The following is a 17,419-nucleotide window of genomic DNA, read 5'->3' as shown; positions in this document are numbered from 1 at the left end:
CCCCCTCAGCGCTCGTCGGCGAACGCGCCCGCACCGAGGAAAAGGGCGTTCAACGCTTGCGGGTCCAACGGATGGCTCATGTGGAACCCTTGCACCTCGGTGCAACCGGCCTGGGTCAGCACGTCGAGCTGCTCGGCGGTTTCGACTCCTTCGGCGGTGACTTCCATGTGCAGGCCCCGGCCCAGGCCGATCAGCGCATGGACGATGGAATTGTCTTCCTCGGAGCGTGGAATGCCGGCGACGAAGCTGCGATCAATCTTGATGACATCGAACGGAAAGCTGCGCAGGTGACTGAGCGACGAGTAGCCGGTACCGAAGTCGTCCATCGCGACACGCAGGCCGAGCGATTTCAGATCGCGCAGCAGTTCCAGTGTCGCGTGGCCGTCGTGCAGCAGGGCGCTCTCGGTGACTTCGAGCTCCAGGCGGTTGGCCGGCAGGCCGCTCTCGATCAGGGTCGCGCGAACTTCGTCGAGCAGCTTGCCGCGACGTAGCTGGATCGGCGACAGGTTGACCGATACCACCGCATGGTTCGGCCAATGCCTGGCTTCGCGGCAGGCTTCGCGCAAGACCCAGTGGCCCAGGGGGACGATCAGGCCGGTTTCCTCGGCCAGCGGGATGAAGGTTTCGGGCAACAGCAAGCCCCGCGTCGGATGCTGCCAGCGCAGCAAGGCCTCGGCCCCGCGCAACGCCAGCCCCGAGCTGAGGTAGCGCGGTTGGTAGTGCACGACGAACTGCCCTTCCTGAATCGCCGTGCGCAGCTCGTCTTCCAGCCGTCGGCGTTCATGAAGCCGTTCGTCCATCTCGCTGGCATAGAAACGCCAGGTACCGCGGCCATCGGCCTTGGCCTGGTAGAGCGCGATGTCGGCGCAGCGCAGCAACTCGTTGGCGTTGGTCGCGTTGGCAGGCGCCACGGCGACGCCGATGCTGGCGCCGATGAACACGCGCTGCTGGTCGTAATAGAAGGGGTCATCGAGGGCCTCGACGATGCGCGCGCACAGGCGCTCGACGCCCTCGCGCTGCGACAGGCCGACCAGCACCATGACGAACTCATCGCCACCGACCCGTGCGATCAAATCATGCTCGCGGGTGCAGATCCGCAATCGCTCGGCCACCTGCAACAGCACCTCGTCACCCGCGGCGTGGCCGAGGGTATCGTTGACCGGCTTGAAGCGGTCGAGGTCGATGTACAGCAGGGTCAACGGCGAGGGCGCATGCGCGAGCGGTTCGAGCACCGCTGACAGGTATTCCTGCATGCGGTTGCGATTGGCGAGCCCTGTCAGCGCGTCGTGCAGGGACAGATGCTGGATGCGGGCTTGGGCTTCGGTTTCCTCGGTCACGTCGGTCGCCGTACCGCGATAGCCGACCAGGGTGTCGTCGCGATGAATGGGGCGGGCCGCCAGGCGGCAATGGCGCTCACGACCGTCTTCGGCGCGGTAGCGGCAACGCAGCGGAACGTCGTCCGGCGCGCTCAGCCATCCCTGCAACGCCTCGTTGTCGCTGGTCAGCAAATCGGCCAAGGGGCGGTCGAGCCAGGCACTCGGCGGATGCCCGGTAATCTGTTCGAAGCGGCTCGACAGGTAGGTCAGCCGCAGTTGGCTGTCGGTTTCCCAGATCCAATCGGAGGCAGCCTCAGCGACATCACGAAAGCGCGCTTCGCTCGCTTCGAGGGCCTGCTGGCTGGTCGCCAGGTATTCGTAGCTCGCATCCATTATGCGTGCTGTGCGCAGCGCCTGACGCAGCAGCAACCAGGCCAGCAGCCCAAGGCCGAAGGCGACGAGCGCCAGGATCGGCAAGGTCAGCAGCAGCAGATGGCGACCCGGCCGCTCCGGTGTGAAGGCGAAAGTCACCGGCGTGCCATCCTGCAACTGCAGTTCGAAGGTGGCGCCCACCGGGTCGGTGTCATCGGCGAGGCGTAGCTGGGATACGCCATATTCGCTGCCGAACTCGATCAGTCGCTCGGGAGTGAGGATATCGACGAACAGCATCACCGATGGCAGCCCCGACATTTCCTCGACATCGGCGCCGCCGGTGGTCAGCGGGGCCGCCGCGACGATGGCGGGACGCCCCTCGACCATCAGCATGCCGGTCGCGGTTTCTTCGTCTTCGGCGGCCTCGCGCGCGTCTTCGATCAGGCTGTCCAGCCCCGGGCCGATCCAGCGGTAGGCGTCCAGGTCGGCAAGCTCGCCGCGCACGACGGCATAGGTGGTCTCGCCCTCCGGGTTGATCACCAACAGACCTTCGTAGCAGAAGTCTTCGTACAGCGACGGGCCGGCGTTCTGCTGCTCGTAGGCCCAGTCGATGTTGGGTTGGCGATTGAGGTTGACGTAGGCATCGCCCCAGAAGGCGTAGTCGGCGATCGAGCGACCCATCCAGTCATGCGGGGCCTCGAGCGCCTTGCCGGAGAGAAAGCGGCCGCGGGTCAGCGCGCGCTCGTCCAGCTCATCGGCCAGGTGGGCGATCGCGAAGACGGCGGCCAGAAGGATGACGAGCAGCAGTGCCACGATGCCCGGCAGGACGCGACGAGACAGCGTGGAACCCAGGCGGGGTGCGGACGGGGCAGGGGCGGGGTGTTGCAACGCATACATCCTTCATTCGGGGGATGGGAATGATGGCGGCATTGGCGGCCGATTGCCATCATTCTGGCGGACCGGGCGCCAGGCGGTCCTAATCGCGTTCCTTGGCGTCGGCTTCGGCGTTGCGCTTGGCGATCTGGCGCTTCTGCGCTTCGGTGAGCGGAATCTTGCGAGATGTCGAGCGCAGGGCCATCAGGCTGCCCACGATCGAACCCAGGGCCAGGGCGAGAATCAACCAGGCGTACCACGGCATGCTGCATCCTCCTGTCAATCTGGCGCACCTTACTGCATGCGCGACGGCCAGCCCAGCCGATAGCGCGCCGCAGCCGGCTTTTGCGACAATGCGCCCCCGCTTTCCGAGGACGCATCATGACCTGCCAGACCCCCATCATCGTAGCGCTCGATTTCCCCAGCCAGGGCGAGGCCCTTGCGCTGGCCAGCCGCCTGGATCCGAAGCAATGCCGCGTGAAGGTGGGTAAGGAACTGTTCACCCGCTGCGGCCCGACGGTGGTCGAAGCCCTGCAGGCGCAAGGTTTCGATGTGTTTCTCGATCTGAAATTCCACGACATTCCCAACACGGCGGCGATGGCGGTCAGTGCGGCGGCAGAGCTTGGTGTGTGGATGGTCAATGTGCATTGCTCGGGTGGCCTGCGCATGATGGCGGCCTGCCGCGAGGCGCTGGGACGTCGATCAGGGCAGCAACCCCTGCTGATCGGCGTGACGGTGCTGACCAGCATGGAACAGCCCGATCTTGCCCAGCTGGGAGTCGATGTCGCGCCGCAGGAACAGGTCCTGCGCCTGGCAGCGCTGGCCGCGCAGGCTGGCCTGGATGGTCTGGTGTGCTCCGCCCAGGAGTCGGCTGTTCTCAAGCGGGAACAGCCCAGCCTGGCGCTGGTAACGCCCGGCATTCGCCCGGCAGGCAGTGCGCAGGATGACCAGCGCCGCATCCTCACGCCGGCCGATGCCATGCGGGCCGGTTCCGATTATCTCGTCATTGGGCGACCGATCAGCCAGGCGGAGGATCCGTCCCGGGCGCTGGCCGATGTGGTCGCCTCGCTGGCCAGCTGAGCGGGTCAGCTTACTTTCAGCACGAGCTTGCCGAAGTTGCCGCCGGTAAACAGCTTCATCAACGTGTCGGGGAATGTCTCCAGCCCTTCGACGATGTGCTCCTTGCTCTTGAGCTCTCCGCTCTTCAGCCAGCCGGCCATGTCGCGCATCGCCTCTGGGTAACGCGCGACGTAGTCGGTCACCACCATGCCTTCCATGCGCGCCCGGTTCACCAGGAGCGACAGGTAGTTGGAAGGCCCTTTGACCGCTTCCTTGTTGTTGTACTGGCTGATCGCGCCGCAAATCACCACGCGCGCCTTGACCGCGATGCGCGTGAGCACCGCGTCGAGGATGTCGCCGCCGACGTTATCGAAGTAGACGTCCACCCCTTTCGGGCACTCGCGCTTGAGCGCGGCATGCAGATCCTCGCCCTTGTAGTCGATGGCCGCATCGAAGCCGAGCTCGTCGACCAGGAACTTGCACTTGTCCGCGCCTCCGGCGATGCCGACGACACGGCAGCCCTTGATGCGTGCGATCTGCCCCGCGACGCTGCCTACCGCGCCGGCGGCCCCGGAGATGACCACCGTCTCGCCGGCCTTGGGCTCGCCCACGGCCAGAAGCGCGAAGTAGGCGGTCATGCCGGTCATCCCGAGCGCGGACAGGTACAGCGGCAAAGGCGCCTGTGCCGCGTCGACCTTGTAGAAACCCTTGGGCTCGCCGAGGTAATAGTCCTGCACGCCAAGCGCGCCATTGACCTGGTCGCCGACCGCATAGTCCGGATGCTGCGAGGCGATGACCTTGCCGACGCCGAGCGCCCGCATCACCTCGCCGATGCCGACCGGCGGAATGTAGGACTTGGCGTCGTTCATCCAGCCGCGCATGGCCGGGTCCACCGAGAGGTATTGCACCTGCACCAGGATCTGCCCCGGCCCCGGCTCGCCGAGCGGCGTCTCGACATAATTGAAGGTCTCGCGCGTCGGCGCGCCGACCGGCCGTTGTGCGAGCAGGCATTGGCGATTGATCGTTGGCATCGTGAACCTCGTCTGGATTGGAAAGGGCTCTGGTTTAGCCCCGCGTGCCCAGCAGGGCAAGGGTCGGGATCGGCTGGAATGGCAAGACATCCAGCGGGCTGATCGGCCGGCCTAAAACTTACCGCGGGCGACCCTGCGAGGTATAAGCGTGACTGTCCGCGCCGCTTCGGTCACATCTTCGGGTGGCGCTTCACCGATTGGCAGAAAGGTAGAACAAAAATGGGCATGACGTTTTCAGGGCGTGTTGCGTTGGTTACAGGCGGGGCCGCGGGTATCGGCAGGGCCACGGCACTGGCGTTCGCCGCCGAGGGTGTGCAAGTGATGGTGGCTGACCTCGATGCGCAGGCCGGCGAGCGCACGGTTTCGTTGATCCGCGAGCAGGGCGGTGAAGCCGAGTTCATTCGCTGCGATGTGACCCGCAGCGCCGAGGTGCAGGCCATGGTCGAGGCGACGGTGCAGCGCTTCGGCCGGCTGGACTACGCCTTCAACAATGCCGGCATCGAAATCGAGAAGGGCCGGCTGGCCGAGGGCGAGGAGTCCGAGTTCGACGCCATCATGGGTGTCAACGTCAAGGGCGTCTGGCTGTGCATGAAGCACCAGCTTCCGGTGATGCTCGCCCAGGGCGGCGGTGCGATCGTCAACACCGCCTCGGTCGCCGGCCTCGGTGCGGCGCCGAAGATGAGCATCTACGCCGCCTCGAAGCATGCCGTGATCGGGCTGACCAAGTCGGCGGCGATCGAATATGCAAAGAAGGGCATCCGGGTCAACGCGGTCTGCCCCGCGGTGATCGACACCGACATGTTCCGCCGCGCCTACGAAGCGGACCCGCGCAAGGCCGAGTTCGCCGCAGCCATGCACCCGGTCGGCCGCATCGGCAAGGTCGAGGAAATCGCCGCCGCAGTGCTCTACCTGTGCAGCGACGGTGCCGCCTTCACCACCGGGCACGCATTGGCGGTCGATGGCGGGGCGACGGCTATCTGACTCAACCTGGCGTGCGTGCGCGCAGTATCCACAGTGTGAGGATGCCGGCGACCAATCCCCAGAGCGCCGAGCCAATGCCCCACAACGTCAGCCCTGATGCCGTGACCATGAAGGTGATCAGGGCGGCCTCGCGCTCGCTCGGCTGCTGCATGGCCTGGGTCAGGCCGCTGCCGATCGAACCCAGCAAGGCCAGGGCGGCGATGGCGATGACCAGCGCTGACGGGAAGGCCGCGAACAGCGCGGCCAGCGTCGCGCCGAAAAGCCCCGCCACGCCGTAGAACAGCCCGCACCAGACGGCGGCCGTGTAGCGCTTGGTCGGGTCGGGATGCGCTTCGGGGCCGGCGCAGATAGCCATCGTGATCGCGGCGAGATGAATGCCATGCGAGCCGAACGGCGCCAGCAGCAACGAGGCCAGGCCGGTGGTCGAGATCAGCGGCGAGGCCGGCAATGCGTAACCTTCCGCGCGCAGCACCGCGAGGCCCGGCATGTTCTGCGATGCCATCGCAATGACGAACAGCGGGATGCCGATGCTGATCACCGAGGCGAACGACAGCGATGGCGTGGTCCATACCGGCACCGCGAATCGGAGGCCGAACCCGCTGAAGTCCAGCTGGCCATACAGCGCCGCCAGCACCACGCCGACCAGCAGTGCTGTCAGCACCGCATAGCGCGGCGCCAGGCGCTTGGCCGCCAGGTAGCTGAAGAACATGCCAAGCACCAGGACCGGCTGCACTTCCACTGCGCGAAAGATCGCCACGCCAATCTGGAACAGCACCCCCGCCAGCAGCGCCGCGGCCAACGAGCCAGGCACATGACGCATCAACCGATCGAAGCTGCCGGTCAGGCCGCAGAGCAGAATGGCCGCCGACGCGAGCATGAACGCGCCGATCGCCTCGGAATAGGGAACGCCCGGCAGGCTGCCGATGAGCAGGGCGGCGCCCGGCGTCGACCAGGCGATCACAACGGGTGTGCGGTAGCGCAGCGAAAGACCGACGCTGCAGATCGCCATGCCGATCGACAGCGCCCAGATCCAGGATGAGATCTGCCCGTCGGTCAGTCCCGCAGCCTGGCCGGCCTGGAACATGAGCACCAGCGAGCTGGTGTAGCCGGTCAGCATCGCCACGAAACCGGCAACGACGGAGGAGGCCGAGGTGTCGGTCAGCAGTCGGGATGGCATGTGCATTGCTCCTGGATACGGCGGTCGCTGGCGTCGTCAAAAGCCGGACACCTCGGCGCAGGGTCGGTTAGCGTACGAGGCGCACCGGCCGCTGTATCGGTACAGTCGCGCAGGCAAGCACGCATACAGTCCCAGGAGCCGGTGATGGAGCCAGCCGACAATCCTTATTCGCCCCCGGATGCGACGTTGCTTTCACCGGCAGAGGCGCCCGTACCGGCCGGGTGGAGTTCCGGGCAACTGCGGGTCCTGGCCGGGTTGTCGGCGGCGGCTGCGCTCGGATCGCTGCCTTTGATGTTGCTATGGCTGATCGGCCTCAAAGGGCACCAGGCCCTAATGCCGCATCTGGCTTGGCTCAATCCGCTGACGGCGCTGCTCGGTGCCTACCTGTTGTTGCGCCTGAAGACATTCCTCGGTGCGCGCTTTGGCGTTGCGAAGCTCGGGTTGGCGACCTGGTCGGTCATCGCCATGGAGGGCGTGATGCAGCTCTTCTGGGCGGATCCCCAACTCGGGCTCCCCGGCGACTGGCAGGTGCTCGCCTATCTGGCGGCGGTGAGCCTTCACGGGCTCGGTCTGGCCTGGCTTGGCGTGCGATTGGTTCGTACCCGTAAGGTCTATGCCGTGCTTCGGCTGTTCGGTTGGCTGCTCTTGCTGGGCGGACTGCTGCGAAGCTCCGTGGCCTTGGCATCGCTGGCTTCGCTGCCGCTGCTTGGCGCGCAACTGGCGCTGGTCGCGGTCCTCCTGCGGGGCGCTTCGGAGCTTCGTGCGCGGGGTCGCTGACGCGCTAACCGGCCCTCTTCGCCAATCTGGCACCCTTGTTGCAAAAACCCTTTCGCCGACGGTGATGCGTCAAAAACCCGCGGTTTCGGAGGAAGGGTATGAGTCAGGGTGTCGAATTCAATCGCTTGATGCTGGAAATGCGCTCCATGCAAATGGATGCGATGGCGCGCGCCAAGCCGGTGGAAACGCCCCAGGAGGTCGGTGCGCCGAGCTTCGCCGACATGCTCGGCCAGGCGGTGAACAAGGTCTCCGAGACCCAGCAGGCGTCGAGCCAGCTCGCCACCGCCTTCGAAATGGGGCAGGGCGGCGTCGACCTGACCGACGTGATGATCGCATCGCAAAAAGCCAGTGTGTCCTTCCAGGCGCTGACCCAGGTTCGCAACAAGCTGGTCCAGGCGTACCAAGACATCATGCAAATGCCGGTTTGAGGGTAAGTTGAATCATGGCTGAAGCCGTCTCCAGCAACGTTCCAGTGACCACCCTTGAAGCCGATGCGCCGAAGAAGCCGCTGTTCGGCCTCGCATTCCTGGAAAACCTCTCCGACATGTCCATGCTGCGCCAGATCGGCCTGTTGGTCGGCCTGGCCGCGAGCGTGGCCATCGGTTTCGCCGTCGTGCTCTGGTCGCAGCAGCCGGACTACCGCCCGCTGCTCGGCAGCCTCGCCGGGATGGACGCCAACCAGGTGATGGAAACCCTCGCCGCGGCAGACATCGCCTATACCGTCGAGCCGACCTCCGGTGCCTTGCTGGTCAAGGCCGAGGACCTGGCCCGCGCGCGCCTGAAGCTCGCCGGTGCCGGCATTGCGCCGACCGACAGCAACATCGGTTTCGAAATCCTCGACAAGGAGCAGGGCCTGGGCACCAGCCAGTTCATGGAAGCGACAAGATACCGTCGCGGCCTGGAAGGCGAGCTGGCTCGTACCGTCTCCAGCGTCAACAACGTCAAGAGTGCCCGCGTGCACCTGGCCATCCCGAAAAGCTCGGTCTTCGTGCGTGACGAGCGCAAGCCAAGCGCGTCCGTCCTGGTCGAGCTGTACCCGGGCCGCACGCTGGAGCCCAGCCAGGTGATGGCGATCATCAACCTGGTCGCCACCAGCGTGCCGGAGCTGAGCAAGTCGCAGATCACCGTCGTCGACCAGAAGGGCAACCTGTTGTCCGATCAGCAGGGCATGACGGAACTGAGCATGGCCGGCAAGCAGTTCGACTACACCCGTCGGATGGAAGGCCTGTACACCCAGCGCGTCCATAACATCCTGCAACCGGTCCTCGGCATGGGCCGCTACAAGGCCGAAGTGTCTGCCGACGTCGATTTCAGCTCGGTCGAGTCGACCTCCGAAACCTTCAACCCGGACCAGCCGGCCCTGCGCAGCGAGCAGAGCGTTTCCGAACAGCGTCAGAGCAGCCTGCCGCCGCAGGGCGTTCCGGGTGCGCTGAGCAACCAGCCCCCCGGACCGGCCGCCGCGCCCGAGCAGGCCGGCGGTCAGGCGGCCGCCGCTGGCGCGGTGGCGCCCGGTCAGCCGCTGCTGGATGCCAACGGCCAGCAGGTGATCGATCCGGCGACCGGCCAGCCGATGCTGGCGCCGTACCCGGCGGACAAGCGCGAGCAGGCGACCCGCAACTACGAGCTGGACCGTTCCATCAGCTACACCAAGCAGCAACTCGGTCGCCTCGAGCGTCTGTCGGTCGCCGTGGTGATCGATGACAAGGTGGTGGTGAATGCCGAAGGCCAAGTGACGCGCGAACCCTGGAGCGCCGAGGATCTGGCGCGCTTCACGCGCCTCGTTCAGGACTCGGTGGGTTATGACGCTTCGCGCGGCGACAGCGTGAGCGTCATCAACACGCCGTTCGCCCCGGATACCGCCGAAGTCGACTTCGAGGTGCCGTTCTACTCGCAACCCTGGTTCTGGGATGTGGTCAAGCAGGTGCTGGGGGTGCTGTTCATCCTGGTGCTGGTGTTCGGCGTGCTGCGTCCGGTGCTGAACAACCTGACCAATCCGAAAGGCAAGGAACTGGTCGCAGGCGACCGCAACGCCGATGTCGATCTCGGCGAAATGGGAGGTATCGACGGTGAGCTTGCCAGTGATCGGGTAAGCCTCAGCGGGCCGCAGAGCATCCTGCTGCCCAGCCCGACCGAGGGGTATGATGCCCAACTCAACGCGATCAAGAGTCTGGTGGCCGAAGACCCGGGCCGTGTCGCCCAGGTCGTGAAAGAGTGGATCAACGCCGATGAGTGACAATCGAGTTCCCGTCAAACTGTCCAAGGTCGACAAGGCCGCGATCCTCCTGCTGTCGCTCGGCGAAACCGACGCCGCCCAGGTGCTGCGCCACATGGGGCCGAAAGAAGTGCAGAAGGTCGGCACCGCGATGGCCCAGATGCGCAACGTGCAGCGTGCGCAGATCGAGCAGGTGATGGGCGAGTTCGTCGAGATCGTCGGCGACCAGACCAGCCTGGGCGTTGGCGCCGACGGCTACATCCGCAAGATGCTCACCGCCGCGCTGGGCGAGGAAAAGGCCGGCGGCCTGATCGATCGCATCCTGCTGGGCGGCAGCACCAGCGGCCTGGACAGCCTCAAGTGGATGGAACCGCGCGCGGTCGCGGACGTCATCCGCTACGAGCACCCGCAGATCCAGGCGATCGTCGTCGCCTACCTCGATCCGGACCAGGCCGGCGAAGTGCTGTCGCACTTCGATCACAAGGTCCGGCTGGACATCGTGCTGCGGGTCTCCTCGCTCAACACCGTGCAACCGGCCGCCCTGAAGGAGCTGAACCTGATCCTGGAGAAGCAGTTCTCCGGCAGCGCCAACACCACGCGCGCCGCGCTCGGCGGCGTCAAGCGCGCCGCCGACATCATGAACTACCTCGACAGCTCGGTCGAAGGCCAGCTCATGGACGCGATCCGCGATGTCGATGCCGACCTGTCCAGCCAGATCGAGGACCTGATGTTCGTCTTCGACAACCTGGCCGACGTCGACGACCGCGGCATCCAGGCCTTGATGCGCGAGGTATCGTCCGAGGTGCTGGTACTGGCGCTCAAAGGGGCCGACGACGGCATCAAGGACAAGGTGTTCAAGAACATGTCCAAGCGTGCGGCCGAACTGCTGCGTGACGACCTTGAGGCCAAGGGGCCGGTGCGCGTCAGCGACGTCGAGAACGCACAGAAGGAAATTCTCACCATCGCCCGTCGCATGGCCGAAGCCGGGGAAATCGTGCTCGGTGGCAAGGGCGGCGAAGAAATGATCTGAGGAACGGTCGATGGCCAAAGACAACCCCAGCGAGCTGATCCGCGCGAAGGACCTCGGGGCCTTCGACCGCTGGGCGTTGCCGAGCTTCGACCCCGACCTGCCCGAGCCGCAGGTGCTGGAAGCGCCCGAGCCGGAGCCCGAGCCCTCGCATATCGAGGATGTGCCGGTCGAGCACGTCAAACCGCTGACGCTCGACGAGCTGGAGGCCATCCGCCAGGAGGCCTACAACGAAGGCTTCGCCACTGGCGAAAAGGACGGCTTCCATGCCGGCCAGCTCAAGGCGCGCCAAGAGGCGGAGACGGCCCTGGCGCCGCGTCTTGCATCGCTCGAGCAATTGATGACGCAACTGCTCGAACCGATCGCCGACCAGGACCGCAACCTCGAGCATGCGATGGTCACGCTGGTCAGCCATCTGGCACGAGAGGTCATCCAGCGTGACCTGATCATCGACTCCAGCCAGATTCGTCACGTCCTGCGCGAGGCCCTCAAGTTGCTGCCGATGGGGGCGGAGAACATCCGCATCTTCATCAACCCCCAGGATTTCGAGGTCGTGAAGGCGTTGCGCGAGCGCCATGAAGAGCGCTGGAAAATCCTCGAGGACGACAGCCTGCTGCCTGGCGGCTGCCGGATCGAAACCGAGCACAGCCGCATCGATGCCAGCGTCGAGACGCGCCTGACGCAGGCGATCAAACAAGTGTTCGAGCAGCAGCGGGAGAACGCCACCAACCCGCCGCCCGCCGATGTCTCGCTCGATCTGTCGGGCGACGTGGAGCACCGCGATGCGACTTGAACGAACCAGCTTCATGCGGCGCTTCGACACCTACCTGGACGCCGTCAAGCTGCCGGCCCAGCCGATTCTCGAAGGTCGGCTGCTGCGCATGGTTGGCCTGACGCTCGAAGCCGAGGGGCTGCGCGCTGCGATCGGCAGCCGATGCCTGGTCATCAACGACGACAGCTACCACCCGACGCAGGTCGAGGCAGAGGTGATGGGGTTCGCCAGCGGCAAGCTCTACCTGATGCCGGTCGGCAGCCTGGCCGGCATCGCGCCCGGCGCCCGGGTGGTGCCGCTGCCCGACACCGGCCGGCTACCGATGGGCACCTCGATGCTCGGCCGCGTCCTCGATGGCGCCGGTCGCGCGCTCGACGGCAAGGGCGGGATGAAGGCCGAGGACTGGGTGCCGATGGACGGCCCGGTGATCAACCCGCTCAAGCGCCACCCGATCAGCGAGCCGCTGGATGTCGGCATCCGTTGCATCAACGGGCTGCTGACGGTCGGCCGTGGCCAGCGCCTGGGCCTGTTCGCCGGCACCGGCGTCGGCAAGTCGGTGCTGCTGGGCATGATGACCCGCTTCACCGAGGCCGACATCATCGTGGTCGGCCTGATCGGCGAGCGCGGTCGCGAAGTGAAGGAATTCATCGAGCACATCCTCGGCGAAGAGAGCATCAAGCGTTCGGTCGTGGTCGCCTCGCCGGCGGACGATGCGCCCTTGATGCGCCTGCGCGCCGCCCAGTACTGCACGCGCATCGCCGAGTACTTCCGCGACAAGGGCAAGAACGTCTTGCTGCTGATGGATTCGCTGACCCGCTATGCCCAGGCGCAGCGGGAGATTGCGCTGGCCATCGGCGAGCCGCCGGCGACCAAGGGCTATCCGCCGTCGGTGTTCGCCAAGTTGCCGAGCCTGGTCGAGCGTGCCGGCAATGCGGAGAAGGGCGGTGGCTCGATCACCGCCTTCTACACCGTGCTGTCCGAGGGCGATGACCAGCAGGACCCGATCGCCGATGCGGCGCGTGGCGTGCTCGATGGCCATATCGTGCTCTCGCGCCGGCTCGCCGAAGAAGGGCACTACCCGGCGATCGACATCGAAGCCTCCATCAGCCGCGTCATGCCGGCCGTGGTCAGCCCCGAGCACCTGCGCGGCTCGCAGCGCTTCAAGCAGCTTTGGTCGCGCTACCAGCAGAGCCGCGACCTCATCAGCGTGGGCGCCTATGTGCCCGGTGGCGACCCGGAGACGGACCTTGCGATCGCCCGGCAAGCCGACATGGTCCGCTACCTGCGCCAGGGCCTGGACGAAAGCGAAGGGCTGGACCGCAGCGCTGCGCACCTGGCCTCGGTGTTCGGGGCCAAGGCCAATGGCTGATCCGGTCCCGGCGAGGCGTGAATGAGCACCAGCCGCGCGGCGCGCCTGGCGCCGGTGATCGACATGGCCGAACGGGAAGAACGCGAGGCGGCCAAGGCCTTCGGCCAGGGCCAGACCCAGCTTGCCCAGGCGCAGACGAAGCTCACCGAGCTCGAGCAGTATCTCGGCGACTATCAGCAACAGTGGATGTCGCAGGGCAGTCGGGGCGTTTCGGGCGACTGGCTGATGAATTACCAGCGCTTCCTTACCCAGCTCGAATCGGCGATCGGCCAGCAGCGACGTAGCGTCGCCTGGTACGAGAACAACCTCGCCAAGCTGCGCCAGCAATGGCAGCAGCGCCACGCGCGGCTGGAAGGACTGCGCAAGCTGGTCGAGCGCTACCTGCAGGAGGCGCGAGTCGCCGCCGACAAGCGCGAGCAGCGCCTGCTCGACGAGTTTTCCCAGCGACTGGCCGGCCGCCCGCGCAACGATTGAGTTGCCGCGAGGCGGTTCGGCTGCTAAATGTCTGACATCCCGCATCCGGCGGCGGCCCGCTTGAAACAGGAGTGTCACATGACAATCACCTCGCAGCTCTCGGCTGATGATCAGGAATTGACCATTCACATCCGAGGCCGCTTCGATTTCAGCACTCACCAGGCGTTTCGCGATGCGTACCAGAGCGTCGGCGCGACGCCGCAGCGCTATGTCGTCGACCTGAAGGAGGCGACCTACCTGGACAGCTCCGCCCTCGGCATGTTGCTGCTGCTGCGCGACCACGCCGGCGGCGACAAGTCGGACATCCGTCTCGTTCACTGCAACTCGGAGGTGCGCAAGGTGCTGGCGATTTCCAACTTCGAGCAGCTGTTCAAGATCGAATGACATGCCGCGCCGACTGACGATCCTGATCGCCGAGGACAATCCCGCCGATCGGATGCTGCTGTCGACGATCGTCAGCCGCCAGGGCCACCGGGTGCTGACCGCCGGCAACGGCCATGAGGCGATCTCGATCTTCGAGCATGAGCATCCGCAGCTGGTGCTGATGGATGCCCTGATGCCGGTGATGGATGGCTTCGAGGCGGCCGAGCGGATCAAGCAGCTGGCCGGCGACGAGCTGGTGCCGATCATCTTCCTCACGTCGCTGGCCGAGAACGAAGCCCTGGTGCGATGCCTGGAGGCGGGCGGCGACGATTTCATTTCCAAGCCGTACAACCCGATCATCCTCGAGGCCAAGATCCAGGCGATGGGTCGCCTGCGCCGGTTGCAGGCCACCGTGCGGCAACAGCGCGACCTGATCGCACGGCAAAACCAGCAGTTGCTCAACGAGCAGCAGGTCGCCAAGGCGATCTTCGACAAGGTGGCCCACGCCGGCTGCCTGGATGCGCCGAACATTCGCTATGTGCAATCGCCGCTGGCGCTGTTCAACGGCGATCTGCTGCTCGCGGCGCAGACGCCGACCGACCGGATGTTCGTCCTGCTCGGGGACTTTACCGGCCACGGTCTTCCGGCGGCGATCGGCGCCATGCCGCTGGCCGAGACGTTCTACGGCATGGCCGCCAAGGGCTATTCCAGCGGCGACGTGCTGCGCGAGATGAATGCCAAGCTCAAGCGAATCCTGCCGGTCGGCGTGTTCTGCTGCGCGACGCTGCTCGACATCTCGCTGCAGAAGGGCACGCTGCACGTCTGGAACGGCGGGTTGCCGGATGGCTACGTCATTCGTGCCGACGGCCGCCACGCGCCATTGGTCTCGCGCCACCTTCCGCTCGGCGTGGTGGAACCGGGGAATTTCGACGACCGCTTCGACGTGGTGCCCGTTCAGCCAGGCGACCGGCTGCTGCTGCTGTCGGACGGCGTGCTGGAAAGCCGCAATGCGCAGGATGAGATGTTCGGTGAGCAGCGGTTGCTGCAGGTCCTGGACGATGCCAGGCCCTCGGAGTCGTCGATCGACCGCATCCAGCAAGCCCTGCTGGCCTTTCATGGCCAGGTGCAGGACGACCTCAGCCTGGTCGAGGTGACCCTGGTCGACGGGCTGACGCTCACGCCGGCACCGCTGGCGTTCGTCGGCACACCGCAGCCGAGCCCGCTCGACTGGTCGGCGCGCTTCGAGCTTCGCGCCGAAACACTGCGCAACTTCAATCCGCTGCCATCGCTCCTGCAATTGCTGTTGCAGGTGCATGAGTTGCGGCACCAGGCGGGTACCGTCTACACGGTGTTGGCCGAGCTGTATTCCAACGCGCTGGAACATGGCGTGCTTCGGCTCGATTCCCGGCTGAAGGCCAGTGCCAAGGGGTTCAGCGACTATTACAGCGAGCGCCAGAACCGCCTGCGCGCGCTGAGCGACGGTCACGTCTGCATCGGCATCGACGTCTCCCATACCGACACCGGCGGGCGCCTGTCGATCACCGTCGATGACAGCGGGCCAGGCTTCGACGTCGAACGCGTGCTGCAGGCCGAATACCGGGCCGAGGGGCTGTCCGGTCGTGGCATCCGCCTGATCCGCGAACTTGCCGATGGCTTTTCCTGGCGACCGGGAGGGCGCGGAATCAGCGTGGAGTTCCGCTGGGACCGTGAGGCATAATCTCCGACCTTCCCGTTAGGAGCGATCCGGTGTCCGACGTCCACCTTGACAGCGCCGTCCTGGCTACCTTGCAAGACGTCATGGAAGATGAATACCCCGTCCTGCTGGACACCTTTCTCAAGGATTCCGAAGAGCGCGTGCAGCTGCTGCATCAGGCGCTCGAAGCCGGCGATGGCGAGGGGCTTCGGCGCGCCGCCCACAGCTTCAAGGGGAGTTGCAGCAACATGGGCGCCACGCTGCTCACCGAGCTCTGTCGAGCGCTGGAAGACGCTGCCCGGGAGGGAGCGATCGAGCAAGCCGACGGGCTGATCGATCGCATCGAGCGCGAGTTCGCCATCGTCCGGATCCTGATGCGTTCGGAGCGTCAGCGCTTCACGCTGGGGTGACGCCTCGTCTGGCCGATGCTGGCCCCGAAATTGCTTGCGTGGCTGACGAGACTTCTTTCTGGCGGAACGCCCCCATGTCCGTGACGACCGACGCACTGCTCAAACTGACTCCCGATCTTGGCATCCGGCCGACGGCCGCCCGCGCGACCGCAACGACGGCTGCCGCCAATAACGCCGACCGTTTCGCCGAGGTCTACGCCAAGGAGCGCCAGCCCAAGGCCGCCGAACGCCCGCCAGAGCCGGCGGCGCGCCCAGCCGAGCGGTCCGAAGCGCCGGCGCGGGCCAAGCCCGCCGAGCGCAAGGAGACGAGCCAGGCAGATCGCGACACCGCCACCGAAACTTCGACCCAGGCGGCCGACGAAGAAAGCCCGGCGGCTGCCGACGTAAAACCGGCAGTGGCCGAAGACGGCAATGCCTTGCCGGTCGCGGACGAGCCGATCCCGGAGAGCGAGCTCGATCCCCTGTTGATGCTTGGCTTGTCGGGGCAGTTTCCGCCGCCCGCTCCGGCATCGGCGACCGTACCGAGCGGGTTGCCGCCGGCCGAAACCGCCCCGACCACGGCGGCCACCGCGTTGCCGACATCCGGCCTGACAGGCGCGAGCGGGCCAATGGCACAAGCCGAGGGGCAGGCGTCGGCCGAGGGTGGCGAAGCCGAGGGCCAGCTGCTTTCCCTCGGCACGTCGGCCGATGCCGCAGCCAAAGGCGGCGCCAAGACCGAATCCTTTGCCGCGACGCTGCTTTCCGCCAACCCTGGCGAGCAGCCCACCGCAGAGGTTCAGCCGGATGCCGCACTGGCGGCGCTCGGCGAAACCCTCGAAGCGCAGGAGGGCGCCAAGGAGTCTCGTTCGACCAGCGAGCCATTGGCGCTGCGGCTGAATGCGCTCGGTCAGGCCATCTCGCAGGTACAGCAGACCCAGCAGGCCCAGCGACTGACGCAGGTGCCCGGCCAGCCGGTGCAGATGCAGCAGGGGAACTGGAGCGAGGCGGTGGTCGATCGCGTGATGTGGCTGTCCAGCCAGAACCTGAAATCCGCGGAAATCCAGCTCGATCCGGCGGAGCTGGGTCGGCTGGAGGTTCGCATCGAATTGAACAAGGACCAGACCCAGGTGACCTTCATGAGCCCGCATGCTGGCGTTCGCGAAGCGCTGGAAAGCCAATCTCAGCGCCTGCGTGACATGTTCACCCAGCAGGGCATGAACCTGATGGACGTCAACGTCTCGGACCAGTCGCTCGCCCGTGGCTCGCAAGGGCAGGGCGACGGACAAGGGCAGGGGCGAGGCGGTCCGAACGGCGGCACGCCGGGCACCGACGGCGATGTCCTCGTCTCGACCAGCGAAATAAGCTCGGGCCGCACGGCCGGCGGTCGTGGGCTGGTGGATTTCTACGCTTGAGTCATGTGAGGCGCCGGCAATGGCTTGCCGGCGCCATCGTCCGTCGGGCCGACAAGCCATTTACGCCCCGCGCGATCGGCTGATACTTTGGCATAGCAGTTGCTCGTAAGCCCTTGACCGGC

The 17,419-nt window shown here is 66.1% G+C and carries 17 protein-coding genes; 13 read left to right on the top strand and 4 right to left on the bottom strand.

Features of this window, described 5'->3' with window-relative positions; translation table 11 throughout:
* Positions 1–5: 5 nt before the first annotated feature.
* Together D7325_RS10305 and D7325_RS10300 are read right to left on the bottom strand one after the other, a co-directional pair.
* Entirely contained in the window at positions 6–2,576 is a 2,571-nt protein-coding gene (locus D7325_RS10305) for a bifunctional diguanylate cyclase/phosphodiesterase (protein ID WP_245962060.1), read from the bottom strand.
* Between the two features lie 88 nt (positions 2,577–2,664).
* On the bottom strand, positions 2,665–2,826 hold the full coding sequence (locus tag D7325_RS10300) for a DUF2897 family protein (protein ID WP_120995470.1): 162 nt from the start codon (positions 2,824–2,826) through the stop codon (positions 2,665–2,667).
* Between the two features lie 116 nt (positions 2,827–2,942).
* Here D7325_RS10300 and pyrF point away from each other — a divergent pair, with 116 nt between their 5' ends.
* Entirely contained in the window at positions 2,943–3,641 is a 699-nt protein-coding gene (pyrF, locus tag D7325_RS10295; RefSeq protein ID WP_120995469.1) for an orotidine-5'-phosphate decarboxylase, read from the top strand.
* 5 nt (positions 3,642–3,646) lie between these two features.
* Here the strand turns inward: pyrF and D7325_RS10290 are convergent, their stop codons facing one another.
* Entirely contained in the window at positions 3,647–4,651 is a 1,005-nt protein-coding gene (locus tag D7325_RS10290) for an NADP-dependent oxidoreductase (RefSeq protein ID WP_120995468.1), read from the bottom strand.
* Positions 4,652–4,870: 219 nt separating this feature from the next.
* On the opposite strand from D7325_RS10290, the gene D7325_RS10285 reads away from it, so the two are divergent.
* Positions 4,871–5,632 (top strand): SDR family oxidoreductase, encoded by a 762-nt coding sequence (locus tag D7325_RS10285; protein ID WP_120995467.1) that lies wholly within the window; start codon positions 4,871–4,873, stop codon positions 5,630–5,632.
* 1 nt (position 5,633) lies between these two features.
* Here the strand turns inward: D7325_RS10285 and D7325_RS10280 are convergent, their stop codons facing one another.
* Entirely contained in the window at positions 5,634–6,809 is a 1,176-nt protein-coding gene (locus tag D7325_RS10280) for a benzoate/H(+) symporter BenE family transporter (RefSeq protein ID WP_245962059.1), read from the bottom strand.
* Between the two features lie 144 nt (positions 6,810–6,953).
* Here D7325_RS10280 and D7325_RS10275 point away from each other — a divergent pair, with 144 nt between their 5' ends.
* The 11 genes from D7325_RS10275 (at position 6,954) to D7325_RS10225 (ending at position 17,297) form a co-directional block, all read left to right on the top strand.
* Complete coding sequence (locus D7325_RS10275) at positions 6,954–7,586, top strand: hypothetical protein (protein WP_120995465.1); 633 nt, start codon at positions 6,954–6,956, stop codon at positions 7,584–7,586.
* A 98-nt stretch (positions 7,587–7,684) separates the two neighbouring features.
* Positions 7,685–8,014 carry a flagellar hook-basal body complex protein FliE gene (gene fliE, locus D7325_RS10270; RefSeq protein WP_120995464.1) on the top strand — a complete coding sequence of 110 codons (330 nt, stop codon included), beginning with the start codon at positions 7,685–7,687 and terminating at the stop codon, positions 8,012–8,014.
* A gap of 14 nt (positions 8,015–8,028) precedes the next feature.
* Positions 8,029–9,819 (top strand): flagellar basal-body MS-ring/collar protein FliF, encoded by a 1,791-nt coding sequence (gene fliF, locus D7325_RS10265; RefSeq protein ID WP_120995463.1) that lies wholly within the window; start codon positions 8,029–8,031, stop codon positions 9,817–9,819.
* Positions 9,812–10,828 (top strand): flagellar motor switch protein FliG, encoded by a 1,017-nt coding sequence (gene fliG, locus D7325_RS10260; RefSeq protein WP_120995462.1) that lies wholly within the window; start codon positions 9,812–9,814, stop codon positions 10,826–10,828. The genes fliF and fliG overlap by 8 nt, the downstream gene beginning before the upstream one ends.
* 10 nt (positions 10,829–10,838) lie before the next feature.
* On the top strand, positions 10,839–11,618 hold the full coding sequence (fliH, locus tag D7325_RS10255; protein WP_120995461.1) for a flagellar assembly protein FliH: 780 nt from the start codon (positions 10,839–10,841) through the stop codon (positions 11,616–11,618).
* Complete coding sequence (gene fliI, locus D7325_RS10250; RefSeq protein ID WP_120995460.1) at positions 11,608–12,966, top strand: flagellar protein export ATPase FliI; 1,359 nt, start codon at positions 11,608–11,610, stop codon at positions 12,964–12,966. The genes fliH and fliI overlap by 11 nt, the downstream gene beginning before the upstream one ends.
* Before the next feature lie 21 nt (positions 12,967–12,987).
* Positions 12,988–13,440, top strand: a complete 453-nt coding sequence (gene fliJ, locus D7325_RS10245) for a flagellar export protein FliJ (protein ID WP_120995459.1) — start codon at positions 12,988–12,990, stop codon at positions 13,438–13,440.
* Between the two features lie 78 nt (positions 13,441–13,518).
* On the top strand, positions 13,519–13,824 hold the full coding sequence (locus D7325_RS10240; RefSeq protein WP_120995458.1) for an STAS domain-containing protein: 306 nt from the start codon (positions 13,519–13,521) through the stop codon (positions 13,822–13,824).
* Position 13,825: 1 nt separating this feature from the next.
* Positions 13,826–15,520 (top strand): ATP-binding SpoIIE family protein phosphatase, encoded by a 1,695-nt coding sequence (locus D7325_RS10235; RefSeq protein ID WP_120995457.1) that lies wholly within the window; start codon positions 13,826–13,828, stop codon positions 15,518–15,520.
* 29 nt (positions 15,521–15,549) lie between these two features.
* A complete protein-coding gene (locus tag D7325_RS10230; RefSeq protein ID WP_120995456.1) occupies positions 15,550–15,906 on the top strand; it encodes an Hpt domain-containing protein in 357 nt (118 codons plus the stop codon).
* A 74-nt stretch (positions 15,907–15,980) separates the two neighbouring features.
* On the top strand, positions 15,981–17,297 hold the full coding sequence (locus D7325_RS10225; RefSeq protein ID WP_120995455.1) for a flagellar hook-length control protein FliK: 1,317 nt from the start codon (positions 15,981–15,983) through the stop codon (positions 17,295–17,297).
* The last annotated feature ends 122 nt before the right edge of the window (positions 17,298–17,419 follow it).

The sequence above is a fragment of the Stutzerimonas urumqiensis genome, assembly GCF_003640395.1.
In the GTDB taxonomy this organism is placed as follows: Bacteria; Pseudomonadota; Gammaproteobacteria; order Pseudomonadales; family Pseudomonadaceae; genus Stutzerimonas; species Stutzerimonas urumqiensis.
This window is presented reverse-complemented; position numbering and strand designations above follow the sequence as displayed.